The organism is Paratissierella segnis (assembly GCF_014385195.1).
Classification (GTDB): domain Bacteria; phylum Bacillota; class Clostridia; order Tissierellales; family Tissierellaceae; genus Paratissierella; species Paratissierella segnis.
This window is the reverse complement of sequence record NZ_JACRTG010000014.1, coordinates 1-14572: the sequence shown is the minus strand read 5'-3', so window position 1 is coordinate 14572 and position 14572 is coordinate 1. Positions and strand designations below refer to the sequence as shown.

Here is a 14572-nt window from a genome sequence, read left to right as displayed (position 1 = left end):
GATTTAATATCTTTTTCATCTACTGGTATTGCAATCTTCATAAAAATCCTCTATTCCATTTTTATACAAACAATTTTTTATTGCTTTATTCAAAATTTACCCTTTCTCTAACACCAATTTATATAATCATTCATCTCGATCATCATTATCTATAAATATTTTCCATTCCCTTGTCTATGTCTACGACAGCCACGGCCACAGCCCTCTCCAAATCCATTGCAGAGTCGGTATTCACCTCCCTCAATTAGTAGCACTTTACCATTAACTAATGATTCCGCCAGCTTTTTTCTAGCTTCAATATAAATGCCCTGAACGGTAGTTCGAGCAACATTCATCTGCTTAGCACATTCTTCTTGTGTAAATCCCTCTAAATCGATAAGCCTTATCGCTTCATATTCGTCAACCGTCATATTTACATAATCTTTATCATATGACGTAGAATTAAGAGGACCAAATTTATTACTTTCTGGTAAACAGCATACTTTTCTCCATTTCATTGGTCTTGGCATATAATTCACCTCCTTATAGTTTATGGCATATGTCATTTATAATGCCTATTATATTCCATTAACGACATATGTCAATAACTTTTTACATCCATTGTCAGTACCAACATGACACAGCACTTACAAAAGATACTATAGCTGAACAAGTCGAAATCACATCACGATATATAATTGCAATTGAAAAGGGATTTAGAGAATTTTGTAGGATGAATAAGTGAAGGAGTATAAAGATAATGATTAAAACCAAACAGTCCCGACAAAACATTGTGTGTCCAAATTTGAATTTTATATCTATACTAAAAAGCATTCCATAGGAAAATGAAAACGAACACACATCCCCATGCATTACCTGTAAATTGTTTTACCATAAGCATACCATATATAGCGGTGAATACAGTAATCATTTCAATAATACTTTCTAGAGTTATACCAATTACTCCATGAATAAGTATACACATTACAGAACAGATAATCGCCCCCCAATTAAGCCATTTATTTGTACTTGAATATAAGCTGTTAATTTTATCACTAATTACAACATAATTAAAGCCTTCAAAAAAACCCCAGACAGCACCAGTTATAAACATACCTATTATATTTACAGGAAAATTGCCTGACAATACATCTTTAGTTGTCCAGACAGATTGAAACGGTAAATAGCCTGTTATTTGATTGGTCAACTGCATGAAAATGGTGTGGGGAACAAAGCATATGAAACAAAATGCGATTGATTTAATCCAGCCTTTTTTATTCAGACCATAATCAAGAAAACTTTCCTTCCTGTAAATTAATACAACGGAAATTCCCAATCCTGCTAAACCAAATTGAAAAACCGCCCCAATCAAAACACGCAACAATATGTTTATACTGCCTCCCTTTATGAGCACAACAATTCTATTCTGTAAAAGCATATAGATAGCGAGTGCCGCAAATGAAATCAAGGCTATTGTCCAAAGATCTGATTGTATTTTTTTCTGCTCAATAGACAGTACTTTATTTCTCACGTTAACATCTCCTTCAAATTGGGGTTACATTTTTATTTTTACCTTGCTTAACAATTATTCACCACATCTATCCGCTCTCCATGAATAATTACTCGCCCTCCGTCTGGACATTTTATATCAAATTCAGGAGCCTTTCCATCACCATAATCTAAAATAGCTCCGTTTTGTAAAGCATATACCGATGGATAAGCACAATTCCACAGTTCATGGCATAATGGGGGACACAAATCTTCTACGATAAAACAATCCCCCTTTTTATGATAACCGCATCGGCACTTACTTTCAGCAACTGTTATTTTTACCTTTGTCATATAATCTCCTTTCAAATCCCTATTACCTGAACCCTAACTTGGGGCAGAATTGACCCATAGCAAGATAGCATAACGGGTCCCTCATAAATTCCTATTCATATATTATAGCACATACATTCTGATCATAGTATACTTCAAAGAGTCTAGCGCTCACACCTAGGAAAACCTCCCATGTAATGTGATTGTGTAAGTAAAAGTAAAGTTAAGTATCCGAAATCACTCTGGAACAGGCAGCAGATTATATTATGCGGTACTATTAGATGAGACGAAGTCTAATATCCTGTATATCTCTTCTGCGTGAAGCTTTCTAGTCCCAAAAAAGCACCTCAATCAAGAAGTGCTAAAGCTGCTTTTACTTTGGTTATTTTATAAGCAGATTAATATCATTTTTATTCATTTAACCGAATCCATTCATCAAGGAGCTTATCTAATTTATCTTTCAAGTCTACTTTCTCTTTATATAAATCATTCAATTTAATATAGTCTGTAGAATATAAATCTAATTCTATTTCTTTCTCCTTCAATAAAGTTTCTTGTTTCTTTATATCATCTTCTATTTCCTTTATTCTCTTAGCATTAGGCGTATCTTTTATAGTTTTTTTACTGTCTTCAACTTTTTTGTTAGTATATTCTTTACTTTTCTTATGGGGTTCTTCTACATTATTATAATTCAATCTTTTCTCTTTATAGTAATCATAGTCCCCATAATAGCTTTTTAATGTTCCATTAGAAAGTTCATCTATCCTATCTGCAATCTTATTAATAAAATAACGATCATGAGATACAAAGATTATACTTCCTTGAAACTTGTTTAAAGTTTCTTCTAACATCTCACGACTCATAATATCTAAATGATTTGTTGGTTCATCCAATATAAGTGTATTTACATCCTTATACATTAATTGACAAAGACGAAGTCTTGCCCTTTCACCGCCTGAAAGATTCTTTCCCCTTTTGAAAATATCTTCACTATAAAATAAAAACCTAGATAATATATTTCTCGCCTCAGTTTCAGAGCAAATATAACCCTCTCTAAAGATATCTAATACTGTATCATCTTCATTATTAAAGTGAATGTTTTGTTGAAGATACCCTATCTTCACATTAACTCCTATCTTTACTTCTCCCTCATCTGCTGATATTTCACCGAGAATAGTCTTAAGTAAAGTAGTTTTTCCACTACCATTTTTACCTAAAATAGCAACTCTTTCACCATACTTAAGGGAAAAATTCAGATTATTGAATAAGGTTTTTCCTTCTAGTTTCATTTGCAACCCCTTCACCCCAATAACATCTTTCCCAGATCTATCTTGGATACTAAAGTTCAACTTTATATTTCTAGTATCTAGTACTGGCTTATCAACCTTCTCCATTTTTTCTAAACGCTTTTCCATACTAAATGCTCTTCGAAACATATTCTCATTGTCGCCTCTATCTGCCCAATCTTTAAGTCTTTTAATCGATTCTTCCATTGATCTAATTTTCTTTTGCTGATTTTCATAGCGTTTTAATTCTTCTAAATACACTTTATCTTTCTCTTCTACATATGATGAGTAGTTTCCCGCATAACTTTTTGCTGTACCATTTTCTATTTCAACGATCTTATTCACAACACTATCCAGAAAATATCTATCATGAGATATGATCAATACTGTTCCATTATATTCAGTCAAATATGATTCCAGCCAACTCATGGAACTCATATCAAGATGATTTGTTGGTTCATCTAAGAGTAAAATATCAGGTCCTTCAAGTAATATCTTCCCTAAAATCACTGTGGTCTTTTCTCCGCCACTTAAATCATTAAATTCCATGTTTAAAAAATCTTGATTGAACCCAAGCCCATTGCATACTTTGCTCATTTTTTCTTCAATTTCATATCCACCCTTGGTTTCGAAAATATCACGCAAATCTCCATATTTCTTTATTGTGTAATTTAATTCTCCCCCTTCAACAGTGCTCATCTTTACTTCGAGCTCTCTTAACGTGGATTGAAGCTCCAACAAGTCCCTAAAGGCTTCATTTAAAACATCCTTAGCTCTATACTCTGATGGGTAATCTGGGATTTGTTCCAAATAACCTATGCTACTTCCCTTACGAATAGAGATTATGCCATTATCATAATTCTCTATTCCAGTTATCACTTTAAATATTGTAGTTTTTCCTGTTCCATTTCTACCTACGATTCCAACCCGAACTCCTTTTGATACTTGAAACGTTAAATCCTTTAATGCTTGATTCGCTCCATAATACTTTTCAACATTATTTAAGGATAATTCTATCATTTTTAGTTCTCCTTTCAAAAAACAAACCTAGGTTAAGGAAGTTTTACCTAGGTTCATTGTTTAAAAATATTTTTAAATACATAAATTCATCACGATATTTTTTCCATATAAAAAAACCTAGGCAAGCAATAATTCACCCAGGTCATTTTTTATAAATATAAATCAATAAACGGTAAAATAACTACTTCTCTCTAGTTAACATAATATTAATTTTAGACATACCTATCCCTTGGTTGAAATTTCTTCTAAATCCTATCATTCTAATATTGGATAGCATCTTTAAAACACTGTTAACTAAAGATTCCATAATTATGCTCACCACCTTGTAATTTTAACTAATTTTATCACATATATGCTATATATTCAATAGATTTAGTAATATCTCTATTTGTGAAATCTTATCTTTTAGTTGACTCAATTTCAAAATTCTTCCTGTAAATCTTATATAAATAAATATTACCTTTTATTAGACTTTTATAAACACCTATGATATAATATTAACAATCAGATGATGGTAAAACATTAGCTAAATAATATAGGAGGGATTATTATGAAACTAGTTGTATTAGGTGGATCAGGTTCTCAAGCTCTCTATGGAATTAAAGATTTGCTTAATCATGGTAGCGTTTTCAACGAGGTGGTAATTTCATCTCGTAATCTTGAAAAAAATAAGGAAATTGTAGAAAAACTTAACTCACCAATAGTTAAAGCTGCACAAGTTGATGTTTCTGACGAAGAAGCGTTATATGAACTTATAAAGGATTGTGACGTTGTCGCTAATTGTACAGGTCCTTATCATGTTCTTGCATATAAGATTATAGAAACTACAATAAAAGCTGGGAAACACTATATTGATTTCTGCGATGATATAGAAGCATTTCATAAAATATTTGAATCAGATTTACCAAAAAAAGCTGAAGAAAAAGGTCTTAGCATGATAATGGGTCTTGGCGCAAGCCCGGGAATTTTATCAGTACTGGCATGTAGTGCAGAACAACGTTATTTTGATTCACTTGATAAAGCTATATTCTACTTTGCATGTGATAATAAAGAACCCGGTGGTCCTGCAGTGCTTGGGCATATGTTAGAATGTGTAGACAATGCTCCATATATTAAAGATGGAAAATTATTTAACGAACCTTCATTCCGTGAAGAATGGGATTTCGACTTTGGAGAACCTTATGGTGTCCGTAAGGTTGCTAGAATAGGTCATCCTGAAGTATTTACATTCCCTAGATACTCACCGGAAATTCAAGATGTATCTGTAAGATTCAGTCTTGAACCACTCTCAGCATATGAAGGATTTAGGGACCTGTGCTTATCAGGTCTTACATCTGATAATCCGCTTAATATTAATGGCAACCCTGTATCGCCTCGTGACTTTTCACTAGCTGTATTATTAGCACAAAAGGCAACCCAACCAGTAATGACAAAAGAAGAACTTAAGGAATTTTTAAAGGGCGTTACTGCATGTGCAGCAACTGAACTACACGGCAAAAAAGATGGAAAATACATATCTTATGTAGGAAGATTAGCAGGCAACATGGCTCCACTTACAGCAATCCCACTAATCTTAGGTGCTGAAATGTTAGCCAAAGGAGAAATAACTAAAAAGGGTATTATGGTAGTTGAAGAAGCTATAGAAGATGCAAACAAATTTGTAAAAGAAACGGGAAAGAGAGTCCGTGACGATGGTTTTAGATTTACAATTAGTGAAGAACTTACTGTTAGAGAAGAGTATAAATAACCTTTAAAATTTATACTTTATTCATTTTAATTTACTCTTATAAAGGGACTATCCAGAAATAGATAGTCCCTTAATTACCATGCTCTACATTGTTAATAATTCTTTTTTCTTTTATATATGAAAATAAATGCTCCCCACAAAAGTAATAATGAGAAAACTATTATTAAAATATTTCCTTTGTTTGACTCGTGACTAAAATACTGATTCTCTGAAGAATTATTGCGATTACCCGGGAAATCATTTTGCCCTTCCGAAACTTCTCTCTTTCTATTTGGAGATCCTCCTTGTTCCGGTGTTTGACTAGTCTTTGGCATAAAATTTGGAGCATCACCTTCATTTTTTTTACCTCCGGCACCTTTACCCATGCCTCCTAAATCTGACAGATCAATATTGGAAGTGTCCACTAATAAATCTTGATTTTCTTTTTGCCCTTCTGTTGTTGCCGGAACACTTCCATTGAGTTGTCCATTAATACTTTCAGCGCGAAGTTCTCCAAATTTCATAAGCACCGGTAGAGATAACTCGTATTTTTCATATGTGGTAAACGATGTGGTATCATTCTTAACATATTCATTAATCTTTTCATCTATGGAAAGTATTGTTTTCTCAAAAACCCCACTCTTAAAATATCCATCTACTATTTCCTGCAAATAATTATGGTACTTCTCCTTATACTCATCTATTTCCAGTAATTTATTAATTAGAGGTCTCTCCTCCACACTGACTCCGCTAACAGGAGTATCTATTGGAAAGTTTATAACACCGCTGGCATCTCCTCCTTGAAATCCACCAAATGAAAGGTTATAATCCCATGGCAATATTGTGAGTTTTCCACCCTTTTCATATAAATAATAATTTTGAGCCATATTTGATGAATAACTGTCTAAATTTACTAATACTGTATGAGCTGCTAAATATCGTAAAGTTTTATCTACGTCAATGTAATTCTCCAAGTCATTTCCTTCATTTAGGTTTTTTAATGCCAAAATTACTCTTTCTTTGTCCTTATCAGAGTTTTTATTAAATACTGCATTATTGAATATAGAACTATAACTGCTGATCTCATCATCAGTATATAGTAGACTTCCTCCGCCTCTATCGCCCATGCCGCCTTTACCCCCCATTCCTCTTTCATTTTCTATAGAACCTTCAGAATCTTCTGTATCAGGAAGCTCTCTGCGCATATTTTCTAAATTAAACGAATTCTCCCCACCTTCTATATCACTTAAATTAGATTTGTTTCTTTCATCATTGTTAACTTTGGGGTTTTTAATCTTCTCATCCTGCCCAAGATCATCTTTTCCACCCATAGACATTTTAACATTGTAGAGCTCACCGCCTGATGTATTATAAACTCTATCAAGAAAAGATTTATTGTACCTTTCAAGTGCAATATAAAATCCAAAATCCTCTCCATTCACAGTCACACTGGCATAGTTAGTGAGGGGAGTATCTACTCCGATATATTTCATAAGGTCATAAGCCAAATAATCTTTCATATATGTTGGATCACTAATCATATTATTAATACAAAAGGAATCCAACCCATAAAAAGTCTGACCTTTAACATAGTGATTTGACTTAAATTCCAAACTGTATCTATCACTGTCCTCCATCTGTGCTACTTGAGACAAACTGGTATTTCCTTTGGTTCTAATACCTACAGCACTAAACTTATTTCCATTGATAGTTAAATTACCCGATATATAATCCTTTGCTAATGGATTATCCAATAAGCTTTGCCAGTCTTCTTCATCTACTTCAATATCTATTTTGAGTATATTATCTCCAAATAATTTATCTTCATAATCAGGAGATTTTGTTTCTGTATTTCCGTTTGCCATATATACAATTCCTATACATCCTATTAAAGAAAAAAATATTAGGATAATTGTAATTTTGCCTAAGTTTTTGCTATTAATCATAAGCCTACCTCCTGATAGATTTTATTAGTTACATGTAATAATCGCCATTGTAACTAACTAAAACTGCACTTGATACTCCACTGGTATCTAAAAGTTCATTCAAAAAATTAGTTGAAGAATCTTTTAATCGTACTTCAATCGTAAGCTCTATGCCATCTTTTGAAACATTTTTTGATTTGGTTAAAAATCTTTTAGTATTTTCCTGAATCATTTTTATAGATGCTGATTCTGACTCTTCATTATTACAGTTTATAACCAGTACATATGGCGTATCTGTAGTTTTTCTGCCTGTAAATATTACTAATATCAGTCCTATAATGATTGAACCTATAATAGCAAGAGAAATAAGCCCTGCTCCAACTATAATACCTGTGGTTATAGACCAAAATAAATAAACTAAGTCAAGAGGTTCTTTTACTACCGTTCTGAAACGAACTATAGAAAGAGCTCCTACCATGCCTAATGAGGTGATTAGATTTGATGAAACCGCAAGGATTACCAAGGTCGTAATCATATCCATTCCAATTAAAGTTATACCAAAGGATGAAGAGTACATCACTCCTATATAAGTCTTTTGATATACTATAAAAATAAACAAACCTAAAACAAATGATATTCCTAAAGCTGCTAAAATATCCGGTATTGAAAATGTTGCAGCTTTATTTAAAAAATCGAAATTAAATAATTGTTCTAACATAATATACACTCCCTATTTATACTAGTCTGGAAACTCCATATTTTGAAAACTCAGTTTCGTTTTTATTATCTATTCTTATAATTTGCCTTATAATTTCCGGAAGAAACCCATCATATTTTATTTCAAGAATAATTGCATCAGCAGAAGGAATAGTAACAAGTTTCGGATCAAAAATACCGTTTACATTATTTGACATCCTAATGTCACTGTCCAAGGTAATACGAACATTGCCTGCTGAATATATATATGCTTCTCTTTTATAGTCTACAATTATCTTTGGTCTTAGATTTTGATAATTTATCTTTGTATATAGCTCTATAAAAAGCAGTTCTTTCTTTTCTTTCAGAAAACTATATTCTCCATTAAGTATTTTTTTACATTCCTCTTTGGTTAAAGTTTCGCTTTCCTTATAGCACAATCTATTAAATTTACTCTTTTTTTCCAACCTAATGAAACTAGGGTCATCGTTATATAATCTAACTCTAAATTTTTCTCTTCTGCTAACCCCCGAAAACTTTTCCATAACAGCCTTATCCATATAATTATCGAAATATAGACTTCTAATTTTATATCTGCCATCTTCCAAAGCATTATTATCTGATTTGGCTATATATTTTAATTTTGAAACAAGTCCCATATAATCCGGAATATTAATATACATTTTATGTTCATGCCTAGCTTTTTTCCCCATTTATATACTCACCCCCAAACTCTATATTTTACTTTGCATATGTATTATAGCTAGCCTATCTGAATTCTATTTGGTCACTGTCTGAACTTTATCTGAACTTTTATACATTAAAAACTTGCTAAATTTATATTTAAGACCTTAAAAACAGATCCTATTTTTATAATGAATATCCGCTATAAAAAAGAAGAAGCTAAGTTTGCGGCCTTTAAAACTGACCTAAAACTTAGCTTCTTTTACTTTATATATTTAGTTTAATCTCGCTAAATAGATAAGTATGAAATAGAATTGTTTTTATATTTACAGCAACTGACAAACAGAATTAAAATATCCGCATGGCTATGTAAAAGACAGACAACATCAGCCTTTCACCAATGCCGCCGCACTCTATAAAATCCCTGCTTTTTTTAGATACCTCACGCTGTCATAGCAGCCACGTAAGTACACGGACCGGCCGTATCGACAGAGTAATATAATCGTGGTTTTTTACTCCAGTTTCGTTACCTTCTTCTGAAATGCAATTATCACAGCAACTAATGTAAACACCAGCACTAAAATAACCTGCAATACGCTCTCCTGATTTGTCGGATTATTCATGATGATAACCTGACGGAGGAATAAAACAATGAGAGATGTAACAATGGTTGCTGGAATAGATTTTTTTATCATTCCGATAATAAATATGCTCCTTCATTTTCTTAACATTTAATAATATGATTTTGCTGGCAAGATGATATTTCTTCATTATCCATTAAACAACTTGGAATATAAATAATACCAAATCGCCTATTAATACTTGGATTTAAGCTCAATTGTCTTGTGTAAAAACACTCATCGGGTCAATGTACTCATCATCAATAATCAAGCCGAAGTGTAGATGGGGGCCCGTTGCATAGCCTGTTGCCCCGACATAGCCGATAACGTCGCCTTGCTGCACGGTATCACCCACTGCAAGTCCTTCTGCAAATCCAAACAATTTCGAGTAAAAAGTCTGAATACCGCCGTCGTGATTCAAAATGACATAATTACCATCCGTTTCATTATCTCCTATCTTGTCGACTGTTCCCTTATCGGTAGCAAGTACAGATGTTCCTTCAGGTGCCGGAATATCAATCCCGTTATTAAACACCATTTCCTTTTTTATAGGATGCATACGAGTACCATATGCAGCGGAAACACGATCATACCCTGTTACAGGCCACAGATATTTCCCGACGATATTGCTATCGTTTGGCGTATTTGATTTCGAAACAGAAGATTTTTCATCCTGCGGGTTGGTGGTTGATTCCTGCATGACATCCGAATCCCGGATAGTATCATCCTGGTTAGGTTCATTAATGCCGTTTATAGAATATTCGCCGAGGTTATCATTCAAATCGGTATCTTCTCCTATTGTATTCATGAATGATGCCATCGCAAAGCCTATAAGACATAATATAGCAGCGATAACAAATGAAATAATAACAATTTTTTTTGAGGTATTTTTTACGTTCATCATATGTGTCAACCTTCTTTCAATTCCCTTTTTTGATTCCGCAAGTGTAGCGTACATGCCCGAATGTTGATTTACAACCCTGCACAGGACATTGAGAATCGTTTCGCCATAAAATTGTCGTTCTTCCATGTTCATATCAGATACCACCTGTTCGTCACATGAAAGCTCGCAAAAAGTGTCAATGTTTTTCGTCAGCCGATATGCAGCTGGATTAAACCAATGGATTGCGTTTGCCACAAACGTCAGAGATTTCACCCACAAATCACACCGCTTGAAATGAATAAGCTCATGTTTGAAAATAACTTTAAGCTCCCTTTCGCTCATTTCCACTTCGGGCAGTATTAAAAATGTTTTGAACAGACCCACAAGCATGGGTGTTTTAATGATATCGTTTGACAATACTTGGAGCTTGCCCTTTATACCCATTTCAGTCATTGAGTTTTTTAGCGCGAGAAGTGTTCTCGTATCATCAATTTGCAAACTTGTCCGCATGAGTTTGCGCCTAAATCGGACAAATTGAATACCATACAAAATAATGAACACGAAAACCCCAACAAGCCATATAAGTGGCAAAAATGATAAAACTGTTTTTAGTATAAAGGCAGTCGTTACAGGCACGGTGGGCATTAAGGCAGTAGAATCTATCTGCGGTAAAGCCTGCCCGGTTTGTGGTGGTAATATATCCGTTTGTTGTACGGTTATCATATCATTAAGGATAACAGGCACATTTGGAAGCCCCTGATTCGTCGTAGTTGGTATATTTGAAAAAAGATTACCGCCAACAATTCCAACAGGAACAAGCAGAAACAATACCACTAATATATACATACGATAATGCCATGTTGCGGTTAGCGTTTTTGTTGTCAAAGGACGCAAAAGCGCCAAGCACAAAACAAGTAAGATACCCGTTGCCGACATCAAAAGTACGGCGATAAACATTGTGTTCATTTTTTTGCCTCCTTTTGTGAAAACCACTGTTTTAGTTCGGCTATTTCCTCGACAGTCAAGTCATTGCCATCATAGAGTGTTACCAAGAAGTTTTTCACCGAACCTTTATATAGAGTTTCCAGCAGGTTCTTTGCTTCTTGACTCCGGTATTGCTCCAGTGACATGCAAGGCTCGTAAATATTTGTACGACCCTGCTGACCGGTGATAATCAGGACGCCTTTTTCAACCAGCCGTGCCAAGAAGGTTGCCATTGTTTGCCCTTTCCATTTCCTCCCCTTATCCCGTGCAAAAATCTCAAGCAGTTCGCTGGAAGTAATAGGATGGTCGGTAGCCCAGATAATCTCCATCACTTCCATTTCAGTTTCTGATAATTTTTGAAAATTGTTCATGGTGTACACCCTCCATTCATTGTCACACGTCTGAGACAACTTCACTACATCTTGTAGTGATTTTAGCTTACTACATTGTTGTAGTAATGTCAAGAAAAATTTTAAATTGTTTTGTGATTTATTTATATCAATCATATGATATATGCACTCATATCCAAAACGAAAAGATGAACGTAAGCGTACAATAAAAGATGTATTGTATAATTATATAATAGTAATTAATCAGATTTACATGTTTTTTGAATTAATTCATCCCAAGGCATCATTAGATTTAAGGCTTTGGGGTTGGCTCTTAAATCGGATCCTGGTAATCTTGATAGTATAAATTCTAAATATTTGTGATTTTGGGCATATTGAAGAGCCTTTCCAATATTAGATTTGGAAAGTACTTTTTGAATTGAGGTTTCAACCCATGACCAAAAGGCATCTAGTACAGGTTCTTCTTTTTCTAGACGCATTCTTTTTCTTTCTTCTGGTGATAGGGTTTTGAACTTCCTTTCCCACTCAAACAACTGGTTACAATATGCTATTCCTGTTGTAGGTAGGGTTGCACGGCTTAATGGAAAACCCATATGTTTTCAATCATTTTCTTGACGGTATATCAGTAGTTTCAAGTATCTATATTATCCTTCTATTATCTAATTTTTGAATAACCTTTTTCTGGTCAATTGACAACCCCTCTATTAACCATCTATATTCCTAGGGAGCCATATCTTCATCAACTAAAGGATCAAATTCCCCAACAATAATTAATGCTGGCGGTAAAGTTGAAAAATCTGTTTCATACAATGGTGATGCATAAGGTTCTTTAGCTTTAATATAGCTTGATATATTAGTATTGTCATATAACATCTCACAATTTTGTATATTTATCCTATTAGCAGCAATTTCCTACCGTAATTCCGCATCTCATAAGTTATATTAATATGATAAATTCCTTTCCCTTCTCTTTTTCATGTTCTTTTTTGTGTTATAACATTAAAATTTGTCGGTCTATATTTTACGTTGATTTCATTCTTTACTCTTGGCTATGTTACTTCTTCTATGTTTTCTTAAAGTGATTTGTTCAAGATATTTGTCAAGTTTTATTATACAGCATCAAGGTTTCAAGGTTGATTCATACATCAATTCATATTTCAAAATTTTTAACCTCCAAAGCTTCTATCTATCAGTCTTTTTACTCCTCTAACCTTGACATCAAGATAACACACTCCACATGACAAGTTTACGAAAACATGTTTACCAGCTTTTCTTAATTATCTCAATATAAATTGAAATTTAACAGTTAGATCTAACTAATAATTGTTTCTAAAAAACTCCTTGCCTCTTTAGCTCCACCACACAATTTAAAGCTTTTCGAAATATTCACCGCATTTTCTTTATATATAGAATTATTTAACACTTCATTAATTGCGATTAATACTTCCTCTTTGCTAATAGACTTTAGTTTAAGCCCAGCTCCAAGCTCTGTTACTCTAGCTGCTACCGCCCCTTGCTCAGGTGTTTGTGGAAAAAGAATTAAAGGCACTTCAAAATACAATCCTTCAGAAGTAGAATTCATTCCACAATGAGTGATAAAGACATCTGAAATTGACAATACCGCCATCTGATCAACGGATTTATATACCTGAATATTATCTGGCAAATCGTTAAAATAATCGCTATTGTCTCCCATAGAAATAATTACTTGATAATCTGTTGTTTTGAGAGCATCAATACAATTAAGGTAAAACTCTTTATTTTTATTTACTGTACCCATCGAAATATATATTGTCTTTTTCGAAGTCTTTTTCATGGAATTCTCAATAGGTCGAATAGATGGTCCTATAAAGTGATACTTATCTGAAAATGTATCTGAACATGGTTGAAATGCTTTAGATGTATATACAATAGTATTGGTTTCATTATCATTTTGAACAATATCAAGAATGCCTTTGATAGCATAACCTTTAACCTGTAACCGCTTAATTTGCTTATTAATCTTTGGCATTGCTAGGAGCATTTTTATTATTTCTCTTGCCCCACGCTTCATATATTTAGCTGAATGACGATTAAAAGCAAATGTCGTTGTAGAAGATACATATGGAATATTGTATTTCATCGCTGTTAGTTTTCCCCAGTAAGCGACTGAATCGGATACAATCATATCAGGTTTAATTGCTTCAACTTTTTCCGCTATCATTTCATCTAAAGCAAGGGTTGAACTTACAAGTAACTCTGTTGCAAATGCCATGTCTTTTCCCACTCTGTCTGCATTATCCTTATCTTCCATTTCAAAGTCGTAAGCATCACAGCTGATAAAATGAGCTCCTACATTCTCTATTTTTCCCCTAAACATTTTAAAAGAAAAATAATATACTTCATGCCCTGCGTCAGTCAAATCCTTAACCACACCTAGTGTAGGATTTGTATGGCCATGTGCTGGAATACAAAACCAAGCTACTTTCATTTTTTAACACCTCGTATAATATGTTTAGAACAACTTTTTAAGTGTTCTAAACATTAATTTATTTTTGCAAATTGCATTAATAAAGAACTACCCTTTATGACTGTCAAATCTGTTAAGCAAATACTTGT

Annotated in this window: 16 protein-coding genes; 2 read left to right on the top strand and 14 right to left on the bottom strand. The window is 33.5% G+C overall.

Features of this window, described 5'->3' with window-relative positions; genetic code table 11:
- Positions 1 to 149 precede the first annotated feature (149 nt).
- Positions 150 to 509: a DUF134 domain-containing protein gene (locus H8707_RS04955; protein ID WP_262429034.1), complete on the bottom strand. Its 360-nt coding sequence runs from the start codon at positions 507 to 509 to the stop codon at positions 150 to 152.
- 68 nt (positions 510 to 577) lie between these two features.
- Between H8707_RS04955 and H8707_RS04950 the strand changes: the two genes are divergently transcribed.
- The gene (locus H8707_RS04950; protein WP_262429033.1) at positions 578 to 724 is read left to right on the top strand and encodes a hypothetical protein; all 147 of its coding nucleotides are present in this window, start codon (positions 578 to 580) and stop codon (positions 722 to 724) included.
- 78 nt (positions 725 to 802) lie between these two features.
- Here the strand turns inward: H8707_RS04950 and H8707_RS04945 are convergent, their stop codons facing one another.
- The 4 genes from H8707_RS04945 to H8707_RS04930 form a co-directional block, all read right to left on the bottom strand.
- Positions 803 to 1510, bottom strand: coding sequence for a hypothetical protein (locus H8707_RS04945; RefSeq protein ID WP_262429032.1), 708 nt, complete (start codon positions 1508 to 1510; stop codon positions 803 to 805).
- A 47-nt stretch (positions 1511 to 1557) separates the two neighbouring features.
- Positions 1558 to 1821 carry a TIGR04076 family protein gene (locus H8707_RS04940; RefSeq protein WP_262429031.1) on the bottom strand — a complete coding sequence of 88 codons (264 nt, stop codon included), beginning with the start codon at positions 1819 to 1821 and terminating at the stop codon, positions 1558 to 1560.
- 389 nt (positions 1822 to 2210) lie between these two features.
- Positions 2211 to 4106: a ribosomal protection-like ABC-F family protein gene (abc-f, locus tag H8707_RS04935; RefSeq protein ID WP_262429030.1), complete on the bottom strand. Its 1896-nt coding sequence runs from the start codon at positions 4104 to 4106 to the stop codon at positions 2211 to 2213.
- 181 nt (positions 4107 to 4287) lie between these two features.
- Positions 4288 to 4413: a hypothetical protein gene (locus tag H8707_RS04930; RefSeq protein WP_262429029.1), complete on the bottom strand. Its 126-nt coding sequence runs from the start codon at positions 4411 to 4413 to the stop codon at positions 4288 to 4290.
- A 243-nt stretch (positions 4414 to 4656) separates the two neighbouring features.
- On the opposite strand from H8707_RS04930, the gene H8707_RS04925 reads away from it, so the two are divergent.
- Entirely contained in the window at positions 4657 to 5853 is a 1197-nt protein-coding gene (locus H8707_RS04925; RefSeq protein ID WP_262429028.1) for a saccharopine dehydrogenase family protein, read from the top strand.
- A 92-nt stretch (positions 5854 to 5945) separates the two neighbouring features.
- On the opposite strand, the gene H8707_RS04920 is transcribed toward H8707_RS04925, so the two are convergent.
- The 9 genes from H8707_RS04920 to H8707_RS04885 form a co-directional block, all read right to left on the bottom strand.
- Positions 5946 to 7778 carry a CotH kinase family protein gene (locus H8707_RS04920; protein ID WP_262429027.1) on the bottom strand — a complete coding sequence of 611 codons (1833 nt, stop codon included), beginning with the start codon at positions 7776 to 7778 and terminating at the stop codon, positions 5946 to 5948.
- Positions 7779 to 7806: 28 nt separating this feature from the next.
- The gene (locus H8707_RS04915) at positions 7807 to 8475 is read right to left on the bottom strand and encodes a DUF4956 domain-containing protein (RefSeq protein WP_262429026.1); all 669 of its coding nucleotides are present in this window, start codon (positions 8473 to 8475) and stop codon (positions 7807 to 7809) included.
- A 16-nt stretch (positions 8476 to 8491) separates the two neighbouring features.
- Positions 8492 to 9166 (bottom strand): polyphosphate polymerase domain-containing protein, encoded by a 675-nt coding sequence (locus tag H8707_RS04910; RefSeq protein WP_262429025.1) that lies wholly within the window; start codon positions 9164 to 9166, stop codon positions 8492 to 8494.
- 384 nt (positions 9167 to 9550) lie between these two features.
- On the bottom strand, positions 9551 to 9637 hold the full coding sequence (locus H8707_RS15215; RefSeq protein WP_394354634.1) for a DUF6664 family protein: 87 nt from the start codon (positions 9635 to 9637) through the stop codon (positions 9551 to 9553).
- Positions 9638 to 9971: 334 nt separating this feature from the next.
- A complete protein-coding gene (locus H8707_RS04905) occupies positions 9972 to 11606 on the bottom strand; it encodes a M23/M56 family metallopeptidase (RefSeq protein WP_262429024.1) in 1635 nt (544 codons plus the stop codon).
- Positions 11603 to 11995: a BlaI/MecI/CopY family transcriptional regulator gene (locus H8707_RS04900; RefSeq protein WP_262429023.1), complete on the bottom strand. Its 393-nt coding sequence runs from the start codon at positions 11993 to 11995 to the stop codon at positions 11603 to 11605. Before H8707_RS04900 ends, H8707_RS04905 begins: the two co-directional genes overlap by 4 nt.
- Before the next feature lie 218 nt (positions 11996 to 12213).
- Entirely contained in the window at positions 12214 to 12567 is a 354-nt protein-coding gene (locus H8707_RS04895; RefSeq protein WP_262429022.1) for an IS66 family transposase, read from the bottom strand.
- A gap of 127 nt (positions 12568 to 12694) precedes the next feature.
- The gene (locus H8707_RS04890) at positions 12695 to 12847 is read right to left on the bottom strand and encodes an alpha/beta hydrolase (RefSeq protein ID WP_262429021.1); all 153 of its coding nucleotides are present in this window, start codon (positions 12845 to 12847) and stop codon (positions 12695 to 12697) included.
- 439 nt (positions 12848 to 13286) lie between these two features.
- Positions 13287 to 14444, bottom strand: coding sequence for a macrolide family glycosyltransferase (locus H8707_RS04885; protein WP_262429020.1), 1158 nt, complete (start codon positions 14442 to 14444; stop codon positions 13287 to 13289).
- Positions 14445 to 14572 lie beyond the last annotated feature (128 nt).

Bases quoted from the DNA above. Each gene is read 5' to 3' on its own strand.
- H8707_RS04955 (WP_262429034.1), bottom strand. From the start codon at position 509: ATGCCAAGACCAATGAAATGGAGAAAAGTATGCTGTTTACCAGAAAGT.
- H8707_RS04950 (WP_262429033.1), top strand. From the start codon at position 578: ATGTCAATAACTTTTTACATCCATTGTCAGTACCAACATGACACAGCA.
- H8707_RS04940 (WP_262429031.1), bottom strand. From the start codon at position 1,821: ATGACAAAGGTAAAAATAACAGTTGCTGAAAGTAAGTGCCGATGCGGT.
- abc-f (WP_262429030.1), bottom strand. From the start codon at position 4,106: ATGATAGAATTATCCTTAAATAATGTTGAAAAGTATTATGGAGCGAAT.
- H8707_RS04930 (WP_262429029.1), bottom strand. From the start codon at position 4,413: ATGGAATCTTTAGTTAACAGTGTTTTAAAGATGCTATCCAATATTAGA.
- H8707_RS04925 (WP_262429028.1), top strand. From the start codon at position 4,657: ATGAAACTAGTTGTATTAGGTGGATCAGGTTCTCAAGCTCTCTATGGA.
- H8707_RS04920 (WP_262429027.1), bottom strand. From the start codon at position 7,778: ATGATTAATAGCAAAAACTTAGGCAAAATTACAATTATCCTAATATTT.
- H8707_RS04915 (WP_262429026.1), bottom strand. From the start codon at position 8,475: ATGTTAGAACAATTATTTAATTTCGATTTTTTAAATAAAGCTGCAACA.
- H8707_RS04910 (WP_262429025.1), bottom strand. From the start codon at position 9,166: ATGGGGAAAAAAGCTAGGCATGAACATAAAATGTATATTAATATTCCG.
- H8707_RS04905 (WP_262429024.1), bottom strand. From the start codon at position 11,606: ATGAACACAATGTTTATCGCCGTACTTTTGATGTCGGCAACGGGTATC.
- H8707_RS04900 (WP_262429023.1), bottom strand. From the start codon at position 11,995: ATGAACAATTTTCAAAAATTATCAGAAACTGAAATGGAAGTGATGGAG.
- H8707_RS04895 (WP_262429022.1), bottom strand. From the start codon at position 12,567: ATGGGTTTTCCATTAAGCCGTGCAACCCTACCTACAACAGGAATAGCA.
- H8707_RS04890 (WP_262429021.1), bottom strand. From the start codon at position 12,847: ATGTTATATGACAATACTAATATATCAAGCTATATTAAAGCTAAAGAA.
- H8707_RS04885 (WP_262429020.1), bottom strand. From the start codon at position 14,444: ATGAAAGTAGCTTGGTTTTGTATTCCAGCACATGGCCATACAAATCCT.